This is a genomic window from Bacillus sp. JJ1764 (assembly GCF_036962145.1).
Lineage (GTDB): Bacteria > Bacillota > Bacilli > Bacillales > Cytobacillaceae > Neobacillus.
Genome location: NZ_JBALNY010000080.1, coordinates 28019 through 37917 on the forward strand (window position 1 = coordinate 28019; position 9899 = coordinate 37917).

Genomic DNA, 9899 nt, shown 5'->3' on the forward strand with positions numbered 1-9899 from the left:
GAGACCCCGCAGGCGCTTTAGCGCTGAGGAGGCTCCCCGTCACGCCCGCGGAAAGCGAAGTGCCTGGAGCGGAAATCAACGACCTAATTGAAAAAACGTAGAATAAAAAAGCGGAAGGTTCCCATTAAGGAATCATCCGCTTTTCTTATTAACGTCCTAATAATCTCATTCCATCCGGAGTCATTTTCTCAGGAGACCAAGCAGGCTCCCAGACCAGATTTACCTCTACATTTCTTACTTCCTCAATACCCTCAACACAATAACGGACACCGTTCGTAATACTATTATGAAGCGGACAGCCTGGTGTCGTTAAAGTCATTGTCACCGTAACATCATTTTCTTCTGTTATTTCAACATGATAAATTAATCCCAAATCAACTACATTAATACTTAATTCTGGATCATAAACACTTTTTAGTGATTCAAGAACCTGTTCTTTTAAATTCATGATAAACACCTCGTTATTTTTTTAAGACTCTAAAGATACTAAAGGCAATAATGATTAATACGATTGATAGGATAAATTGACCCACATTAAATAGCATCGGTATTTTCAATAATAAGGCAATGAAAACAATGATCACAGCGACAATGAAGATTGAAAAAACAGGTGGGACCAGTTTTTCATTCATCATTTCCTTTAATGTTGGCACCCTGTTTTTGCCGATTTCCTTACTGTATTTATGGGTCCACCAAAGAAAAGGGACAATCTTATATAAATAGCCAATAATACTCAGGATAATCCACAGTAAGATGTAAGAATAAACTAATGGTGCGATATTTTCAGAGAAATGGCTGCTAAATAATAAAAGTAGAGCAGCTAAGTGGACGATATTTCCAAACAAAATGGCAACTAATGCAAACGAAAAAGGTTTATCCAGCTTCTTCTTTAGCCGTTTTTTTACAATAATGCTTATATGCCAGCTAAAGGTTGAAAAACCAACAAGTAAAAGAAAAAATCCTACTTTTAATAGCCAGTAGTTTTCATTGAAAAACGAAATAGCTGTTAAGATCAGTCCGGCAACATAAATGCTATAAACAAATCTTGCTTGAACCATGGGGAAACCATGGGCAAGGGCAAACATAGGGGCCATTTTATAAGAGAATCCGAAAATAAGCAGTGTAAACCAACCTGCAAGTCCCAATAGTAAATGGCTTTTAAAGAATGCTTGATAGTATTGTGAACCGTGACCAGTTTTTAAACAATAGATTAACGTAATACCTAGTGAAATGGTGAGCAATAAACATACTAATGCGGTTCCAACAAATGCGGTCAGGATGTTTGGTTTGGTTTGCAGTCTTAATGTCATCAGCATTTGGAAAAGGAACATTAAAATGCCTACTAAAGTAAGGATCCCAGGAATGACTGTATTTTGTGGTGACCAGTAAAGGGTTGCCGCAAACGAGGTTATTCCTACAGCTGTAACACCAAACTGAAAAAATCCAAATTTTTCATTCCAAATATTTGTTAAAAACGCTACTGGCACCAGTTGATACATCGCACCCATTGCCACCATTAAGGCCCATCCTAATATGAGGAGATGTGCCGCAGACCAAATGGCCGGGATACGGAAAATGCCATCGGACATTAATTGTCCATTCACTAATAATATAATCTGTGAAGTAATGAGAGCCACTAAGCTAAATAAGATAAAGGAAAAAGGCAGCTTAATATTTGTTTCGCTTCCTAAATTTTGCGATACCATGAGATCACCTTCTTAACAGAAAATTTCTATTTTATAACTTCCGTCTGATTGTTGTTCAGTTTTTTGTTTATAGCCTAATTCCTCTAATTGTTCATAAAGGAACATGGGGCGCCGATCATTTATAATGGTTAAGGTTTCACCTTCACTTAGTGTTTCTAATGCAGCCAAGGTCCGCATCATCGGCTGTGGAGGTTCTAAGCCGCGATTATCTAAGATCATAAATTACCACTCCTTCATTAGTTTTTCTTCGTAAATGTTACCTTCCAATGTTTTTTGTCGATTTCTTCTTCATCATGCATAAATCCTTTTGCTTTCATAACGGCAAATAGCGGGACAGGCTTAAATGGTGCATGGAGTATAAAGGTGTCGTCTTTATTTAAATCTTTAATAGCTTCCATGATTTTTTGAAATGGTTCCAATTTATTTTTTAAATCCTCACGCACATCTAACTCAATAACTTTTGATTCCATCATTTTCTCCACCTTTTTAGTATTGATTTGGTTATAAAAATAATTCTTGTTGTAAAGCGTTACGGTCAATCATAAAATTTCCGTCTTCTGCTTGGAGCAGATATTGTTTCTTTTTTAAATGATTAATAGTCCGGCTGACTGTTTCTCTGGTTGTACCAATCATATTGGCCAATTCTCTATTGGTAAATGGTGTGGAGAGCTTATATAGGTCCCCAGCCTTTTCAGCATTAGTTTTACAAAGCCTGATTAGTAGAAGAACTATTTGCTCATAAGTATTGTGAAGAACTTGGGCTTCTAATCTTCCTTGCAGGTCGATAATTTTTTCGCCCAATACCTTAAATAGCTTTATGCATAGTTCCGGGTAAGTGATTAAAATTTCTTCGAATTTATCGATGGGGATTACGATTAAATTTGCATCCTCCATCACCTCGGCATGGGCAGGATAATTCCCCTTTCGGAAGAATCCAGCATGTGGAAACATTTCACCTGGTTCGAGAACGGAGACAATCTGTTCTTTACCAGATAGATCCGTTTTATAAATTTTGATTTTACCACTATGAATAAAGAAAACTCGGTCAAGTGGATCGTCCTGCATAAAAACATACATTTTATGTTTATAGAATCGGGTTTGCGCAATTTTTATGATTGGAGCAAGTTCTTCCTTGGATAGCTCTTTAAATAAGGGAACTTCTGATAATCTGTTTTCAATATCCTCTTGTTTCATTAAACATCACCTTCGTGTTATTAAATATTGATTACTCTCATTTTAGCAGTCATATCACAGGAAAAATGTGACCTACGTCATAGATGGAACGTTGATTGAAAATAATTCTCAATGGTGTGAGGAAAATCACATGGTTTAGATGAGGTGCTTCACTATGTATTAGGCCTTTGACATTTACAATACAAATGTGAACAAAAACGAAAGGATGATTCTGGTATGGAAATCGAACGGGGGAAACCCACGAAAAAAGTGGTGAAGGAAAATAAAAACGCCCTTTTAAAATCCATTTTAATTGTTACAATTCTACTAAGCTTTACCGTATTATTGGGCGGTGGCTATTGGATATTCAAGGAACAAGCGCCAAGACCTCTTGAAGTCACAAATGAAAAAGGGGACGTCTTGTTTACAAAAGCAACCATAATGGGCGGCCAAGCGGTTTGGCAAAAATATGGGCTAATGGATTATGGTACGGTGTTGGGACATGGTTCATATATGGGCCCTGACTACACGGCAGAGTCTTTAAAGATATATACTGAAGGAATGCAAGATTATAAGGCAAATCAGGAATTTAGTAAGAGGTTTGCCCAACTAGATGATGGTCAACAAACTGCGATAAAAGCTGAAGTCATCAAAGAAATGCGTAAGAATCGCTATGATAGCAGTAAAGAGACTTTAAAGTTAACGAATGCGCAAAGCTATGGACTTAAACAAGTTCAAACCTACTATAAACAAGTTTTCACTAAAGGCGACGACTGGGGATTAAAGGCTAACTTGATAAAAGACTCTGATATGCCAAAGGATCATCGTGCCTATGTCGCTAAAGGTGATCAAATTACACAAATTTCTGATTTCTTCTTCTGGACAGCATGGCTTTCAAGTACAGTCCGTGAAGGTGATAAAATTACTTACACAAATAACTGGCCTTATTATGAAGATGCAGGAAACAAAATGTCATTTTCAGCAGTTTGGTGGAGCGGGGCAAGCATCACTCTGTTTATTCTAATGCTAGGGGTTATTTTATATTTCTTCCATCGTTATAAATTTGGCATGGTTGAGGCATATAAAGAAGGGAATTTCCCACGGATTGATTTACGGAAAATTCCTGTTACTAGTTCACAAATTAAAACAGGTAAGTATTTTACAGTTGTATCGATCTTGTTCTTTGTTCAATGTATGTTTGGTGCTTTACTAGCTCACTATTATATCGAGCCGGACAGCTTCTTTGGCATAAAATGGATTCATGACATTCTACCATTTAATATTACAAAAGGCTATCACCTACAGCTTGCCATCTTCTGGATTGCTACTTCTTGGTTGGGTATGGGGATTTATGTGGCTCCACTTGTAGGTGGATATGAGCCGAAGAAACAAGGCTTACTAGTGGATATTTTATTCTGGGCATTGGTAGTTCTTGTTGGCGGAAGTATGGTCGGTGAATGGCTAGGTGCCAATGGGAAACTCGGAAACGAATGGTTCCTATTCGGTCATTCCGGTTGGGAATATATTGAACTTGGTCGTGTATGGCAGGTAATCTTAATTGTTGGTATGTTAATTTGGCTTTTCATTGTGTTCCGTGGTGTAAAAGCAGGGCTTAAAAGAGAAACAGATAAGGGTGGACTTATCCACTTGCTATTCTACTCTGCTATTGCGGTACCTGCTTTCTATATCTTTGCATTATTTATTAATCCTGATACCAGCTTTACCTTTGCTGACTATTGGCGCTGGTGGATTATCCACCTTTGGGTAGAAGGTATTTTTGAAGTATTTGCAGTCGTAGTGATTGGATTCTTATTAGTACAACTAGGTTTAGTGACGAAAAAATCAACGGTTAGACAATTATATTTCCAATTAATTCTGCTATTAGGCAGTGGTGTAATCGGAATTGGCCACCATTATTACTATAACGGTTCAGCAGAAGTTTGGATTGGGCTTGGCGCTGTATTCTCAGCACTCGAGGTAATTCCATTAACTCTATTGATCTTGGAAGCTTATGAACAATATAAGATGATGCGTGATGGGGGTGTAGACTTCCCTTATAAAGGCACATTCTGGTTCTTAATTTCTGTAGCCATCTGGAATTTAGTTGGTGCGGGTGTATTAGGCTTTTTAATTAACTTGCCGGCAGTATCATATTTTGAACATGGTCAATTCTTAACTCCAACACATGGCCACGGGTCAATGATGGGTGTCTATGGGATGTTTGCTTGTGCAGTTCTTATTTACACACTTCGAAACATTGTGAAGCCAGAAGCTTGGAATGATAAATGGATAAAAATCAGCTGTATCATGTTGAATGTAGGTCTAGCTGGAATGGTATTCTTCTCCTTGCTTCCAGTCGGCATTATGCAAATGAAAGAAGCATTTGATCATGGTTATGCCGCAAGCCGTTCTTCATCTTTCTTGAAACAGGATGTGGTTCAGACTATCTTAACCTGGCGTGCAGTGCCTGACACCATTTTCTTAATAGGTGTGTTAATCTTAGTGCTATTCTGTATTAAAGCATTCTTTAATTTAAGAAAACCAACTCATAAGGAAGAAGAAAAACTTCCAATTAGAGATCTATCTATTGATGAAGAGTAACATAAAAAATCCGCGAAGCTTAGCTTAGCGGATTTTTTTCATGGCAATCGAAGCAATAGATTTCTTTATCTTCCGTAATAATCCCATTGAAGAATCCATCCAAACAATATACATCTTTTCCACAGTCCTTGCATGAGCCGACTAATTCTTTCATGTCTGTCCTCCTAAGCCGTTTATTCATAAAACCATGTTGGAAGTGCGATGCCAAGATGTACTAAAATTTAAGTTGTAGAAGGTCTATTAAAACTTTTAGCCTATTACTTATTTTACGAATGAGTCAATCCACTGTTGCCCTTTTTTGCTTTTTTCAGAACATTTTATATAAATATGATAAAATGGGAAAGCAAAAGGAGGGTACGAAAAAAGTTGAAACGGATTATACCCATTTTTATGATTTTAATCAGTGCATCCCTATGGGGTGGAATTGCTATTTTTGTAAGAAAATTAAACAGCATCGGTTTTTCCTCAATGGAAATCGTAACAATCAGAGTGGTGATTGCAGCGTTAATACTAGGCATTTTTGGCTTAGTAAAATATCGGCCGCAAATGAGGATTCATATCAAGGATATAAAGCTGTTTATAGGAACTGGCATTTTAAGTATTGTCTTATTTAATTGGTGTTTCTTTTTTTCTGTTAATGAAATGAATCTATCACTGGCGGTCATACTTTTATATACGGCACCAGCATTTGTAGCTGTTTTCTCATTAGTTTTTTTAGGAGAGAAAATGGATTTGCTTAAAATAATTTCAGTGATGGGTACAATTCTAGGCTGCTTTTTAATTGCAGGGGTCAGTCAAAGGGATGCTGGTTCCATTCATACAACAGGAATCCTGATTGGGCTGGGAGCTGGTTTTGGCTATGCACTTTATAGTATCTTTGGTAAGTTTGCCTTAGTAAAATATCATTCTTTTACGGTGACGTTTTATACCTTTTTGGTTGCAGCACTTTCCTTAATACCTGTAACGGGATTATGGAGAAAAGCAGAATTATTAGGGAATGTGGAAGTACTGGGTTATGGACTTGGACTTGGACTTTTTCCGACTGTTATTGCCTTTTTATTGTATACAAAGGGTCTTGAAAAGATTGAGAGTAGTAAAGCGGCGATTATTGCCACTATGGAGCCAGTTGTGGCCACTTTATTAAGTGTCTTTTTATATAAGGAAAGCTTTGGGGTTATTCAGGCAATCGGTTCATGTATAATCTTGGGTTCTGTTGTTATCATTAACCTGCCGAAAAAGCAAAAGGCATCAATCCAATGAGATTGATGCCTTTATTCATCACCAAGTCTTGAAGCCTTTTGAGCCCACTGGTGCATTTTGAATGATATCAATAAATGGTATGGTATAGGCAAACAGGATTAGGGCAGCCGCAATACCAAGCCACAATTTCCAGTTTTCAAATACCATTGGTGCAGACGTTTCAGTAGATTCTGCTTCGCCAACCGGAAATTCTTCTTCTCCTTTTGGAGCAAAGAAGGCGAGGTTTATAAAAATAATTAGAATTAGGATAATCCCAAGGAAAAGGATTGTTCCACCAACTGCTTGAGCGATTTGATAAGGAATCCATTCAGCCGCCTGCTTTGAGCCACCGTAAGTTGAGAATGATGACCGTCTTGGGCCGCCAAGCAAACCTTGAATATGCATAGCACCGGACATGAAACACATTCCGATAAACCAAACCCATGCTTGAATAATCCCTAATTTGTTCATTGCTTTTGTTAATTTGCGTCCTGTTAAATGTGGAACCAGCCAATAAGAGATTCCGAAGAATGTTAAAACAACTGATGTTGCTGCTGTTAAATGGAAGTGTCCGGTAATCCAGATAGTGTTATGAACAACTTGGTCCATTTGGTTTGATGCATTAATAATACCGCCAGCTCCCGCTGGGATGAACGATGCCATCCCGATAAACGGAACTGTGAAGCGAGCATCATTCCAAGGTAAAACTTTGAACCAGCCAAGTAACCCAGTTGCCCCTTTAGAGCGACCATATCTCTCAAACGTTGCGAACAGAGAGAAGGCAGTCATTAATGATGGAATTACAACCATAAACGTTAAGATAACTTGGAAAAACTTCCATGAAGGATCAATTCCCGGCTCTGTTAATTGGTGATGGAAACCAACCGGTATAGAAAAAAGCAAGAATAAAATAAATGATAGACGTGCTAATGAATCTGAGAAAATTTTTCCACCGATTATTTTTGGAATGATTGCATACCAGCACATGTAAGCAGGTAACAACCAGAAATATACAAGTGGGTGACCGAAATACCAGAATAATGTACGGCTAACTAAAACATCCACTCTGTCTACTAATCCGAGTGACCATGGGAGTAATTGGAATAATACCGTCGCAGCCACACCAAGCGTCGCTACAATCCAAAGTACAGTATTAATCACCGCCATAAAGCTTAATAACGGACTTGGCTTACCAGGATTGTTCTTACGCCATCTGGCATAGGTCATGATTTGAGCAACACCGTCAACCCAGCTTCCAACTACAACAAGTGTCATACCTAGATAGAATATCCAGTGAGCCTGCAGTGGTGCATAAAACGTATAAAGGACAGAAGCTTTATTAAGCAGGACCATTGTTGCAGCCATAGCCGTTCCGATGGTCATTAACCAGAAACCGATCCAGCCTGTGCGTCGGGCAGCAGGAGAATGTGTGCCGGCTGTTCTGCTGACAGCAGCATATTGGAAACCCATAATAAAGAATGTTGTTAAGACAAGGCCCATCATCACCCCGTGAACGGTTAAAATTTGATAATAGCCGATACCGCCGGGTAGTTCATATTTGCCTGAGCGGACAAGAGTCTGCAGGAGGCCCATTAAACCACCGAGTGCAAGTGCTGTGAAAGCAACAAAGAAGTGTGCCATTGAAAGCTTCGCATCGCGTGGGTCAACTTTTACGTTTGTTGTAGTCTTTAGCATTATTTAACCACCTCAATCTTCGAGAACATTAAATGGTGGCCGGAACCACAGTATTCGTTACAAACGATTAAATATTCTCCTGCCTTGTCAAATGTTGTTGTATATTCACTGACATAGCCAGGTTCCAGCATCATGTTAATATTGGTGCCAGCCACTTCAAAACCGTGAATAACGTCCTTTGTTGTAGCGATCACTTTTACTTTAGCTCCGAGCGGGATCTTAACTTGTGCTGGATTATAAGAGAATGCTTGAGCAACATACACTAATTCATAATCCCATTCTTTTCCCTCAACCTTATGAAGTCCGGGCTTATCAAATGGTTTGGTCTGATCAACTTTTTCAGGATTTATCGTTGTTAAACAACTTGGTGGTTTATTACCTAGATAGAAGGCACTTACCCCTACTACTGTTAAGAAAATAACTAGGCAGCTGATTCCGAAAGTCAGCCAAATTTTTTCTAGCTTATGCATATGCATAATGATTTCCTCCTTCGATCATTAAAAACGTTCTACAAATAGGAAGTAGACACTTAACCAAGTAACAATTATGAAAAGTCCCAAAAAGAAAACGGATGCCATGGTCCCTTTTAATGAAGAACTGTCTTCTACTTCTGTTTTTTGTTTTGTTTTTAACTCCGCTTTTGCCATCCCCTTACACTCCTTTCAGATCTTTGGAAATAAATTAAATAAGTTCTCTTTCATAATACAAAACAATTGTGGAAGAAAAATATGAAAATCCAAAGTTCACAAATTGTTCATTCTTTATGTATCTACTATGTTAATGATAAAAACTTGATTCAACAGTGATTTATATCACATATATCAGAGGTGAAATGTGAATGAAATGTGAATTATCACAGGACTCCTGTGATAAAAGTAATTGATAATCATTTCACAAACTGTATTTGTCGCAGTTCTGTCACAAAACAGTATAGGTACTAATAGAATAAAAAAAGGGATGATGATTTTCTTTGGAAGTGGTGGTTAGGATGGAAAAGTATTATTGTGAAAAATGCAGACTGTTATATGATAAAAAGGAGAATTGCAAGATTTGCGGATTCATAGTAAATAATAAAATTATCATTGAAGTGCAGAAGCAGCCTGAGAAGTAGGTCCTACAGTTACCTGGTTCAGGCGCTTTTTTGTGTGAACGATCAATTGGAAAAGTTTATCTAATGCTCAAAAGGCCATACTACTATATAATGAAGGAGCACAACAACAACCTTCAAAACGTTTGCTTCTCCACATGGGGAAGCTTTTTTTATTAGATAAAGGGGAACGTTTATTCTATTTGAATATAATTACATAATATGGAAATGATATCTTTAAATTAGGCTATGTTAAAGAACAGTGTAGATTTTTTACACTCTGTTGATTGGAGCGGAAGGTGCGAAGACTCCTCGAAAATGCTAACGCATTTCCTTCGTGCGTGGGCGAATTCTAGGAAGAAAATCAACGTCCTGTGGGAGTACGGTTCTGGAGAGAC

Annotated in this window: 11 protein-coding genes; 2 read left to right on the forward strand and 9 right to left on the reverse strand. The window is 37.9% G+C overall.

The window, feature by feature from the left end; translation table 11 throughout:
- Positions 1–148: 148 nt before the first annotated feature.
- Genes V7083_RS12615 through V7083_RS12635 form a run of 5 tightly spaced genes read right to left on the reverse strand, consistent with a single transcriptional unit; the run spans position 149 to position 2900 of the window.
- A complete protein-coding gene (locus V7083_RS12615; RefSeq protein WP_335478208.1) occupies positions 149–448 on the reverse strand; it encodes a metal-sulfur cluster assembly factor in 300 nt (99 codons plus the stop codon).
- Positions 449–461: 13 nt separating this feature from the next.
- Positions 462–1706: a hypothetical protein gene (locus V7083_RS12620; RefSeq protein WP_335478210.1), complete on the reverse strand. Its 1245-nt coding sequence runs from the start codon at positions 1704–1706 to the stop codon at positions 462–464.
- A 12-nt stretch (positions 1707–1718) separates the two neighbouring features.
- Positions 1719–1925 carry a DUF2249 domain-containing protein gene (locus V7083_RS12625; protein ID WP_335478212.1) on the reverse strand — a complete coding sequence of 69 codons (207 nt, stop codon included), beginning with the start codon at positions 1923–1925 and terminating at the stop codon, positions 1719–1721.
- Positions 1926–1942: 17 nt separating this feature from the next.
- Complete coding sequence (locus tag V7083_RS12630; RefSeq protein WP_335478214.1) at positions 1943–2176, reverse strand: DUF2249 domain-containing protein; 234 nt, start codon at positions 2174–2176, stop codon at positions 1943–1945.
- Positions 2177–2207: 31 nt separating this feature from the next.
- Complete coding sequence (locus V7083_RS12635; protein ID WP_335478216.1) at positions 2208–2900, reverse strand: Crp/Fnr family transcriptional regulator; 693 nt, start codon at positions 2898–2900, stop codon at positions 2208–2210.
- A 216-nt stretch (positions 2901–3116) separates the two neighbouring features.
- Between V7083_RS12635 and V7083_RS12640 the strand changes: the two genes are divergently transcribed.
- Positions 3117–5480: a nitric-oxide reductase large subunit gene (locus tag V7083_RS12640; protein WP_335478218.1), complete on the forward strand. Its 2364-nt coding sequence runs from the start codon at positions 3117–3119 to the stop codon at positions 5478–5480.
- A gap of 19 nt (positions 5481–5499) precedes the next feature.
- Here the strand turns inward: V7083_RS12640 and V7083_RS12645 are convergent, their stop codons facing one another.
- Complete coding sequence (locus tag V7083_RS12645; protein ID WP_335478220.1) at positions 5500–5634, reverse strand: hypothetical protein; 135 nt, start codon at positions 5632–5634, stop codon at positions 5500–5502.
- Between the two features lie 212 nt (positions 5635–5846).
- Here V7083_RS12645 and V7083_RS12650 point away from each other — a divergent pair, with 212 nt between their 5' ends.
- Positions 5847–6740, forward strand: coding sequence for a DMT family transporter (locus tag V7083_RS12650; RefSeq protein ID WP_335478222.1), 894 nt, complete (start codon positions 5847–5849; stop codon positions 6738–6740).
- Between the two features lie 18 nt (positions 6741–6758).
- On the opposite strand, the gene V7083_RS12655 is transcribed toward V7083_RS12650, so the two are convergent.
- The 3 genes from V7083_RS12655 to V7083_RS12665 are packed head-to-tail and all read right to left on the reverse strand — an operon-like array spanning position 6759 to position 9061.
- Positions 6759–8414, reverse strand: coding sequence for a b(o/a)3-type cytochrome-c oxidase subunit 1 (locus tag V7083_RS12655; protein WP_335478224.1), 1656 nt, complete (start codon positions 8412–8414; stop codon positions 6759–6761).
- Complete coding sequence (locus V7083_RS12660; protein ID WP_335478226.1) at positions 8414–8890, reverse strand: cytochrome c oxidase subunit II; 477 nt, start codon at positions 8888–8890, stop codon at positions 8414–8416. Before V7083_RS12660 ends, V7083_RS12655 begins: the two co-directional genes overlap by 1 nt.
- Before the next feature lie 21 nt (positions 8891–8911).
- Positions 8912–9061 (reverse strand): cytochrome c oxidase subunit 2A, encoded by a 150-nt coding sequence (locus V7083_RS12665; RefSeq protein ID WP_335478228.1) that lies wholly within the window; start codon positions 9059–9061, stop codon positions 8912–8914.
- Positions 9062–9899: the final 838 nt, after the last annotated feature.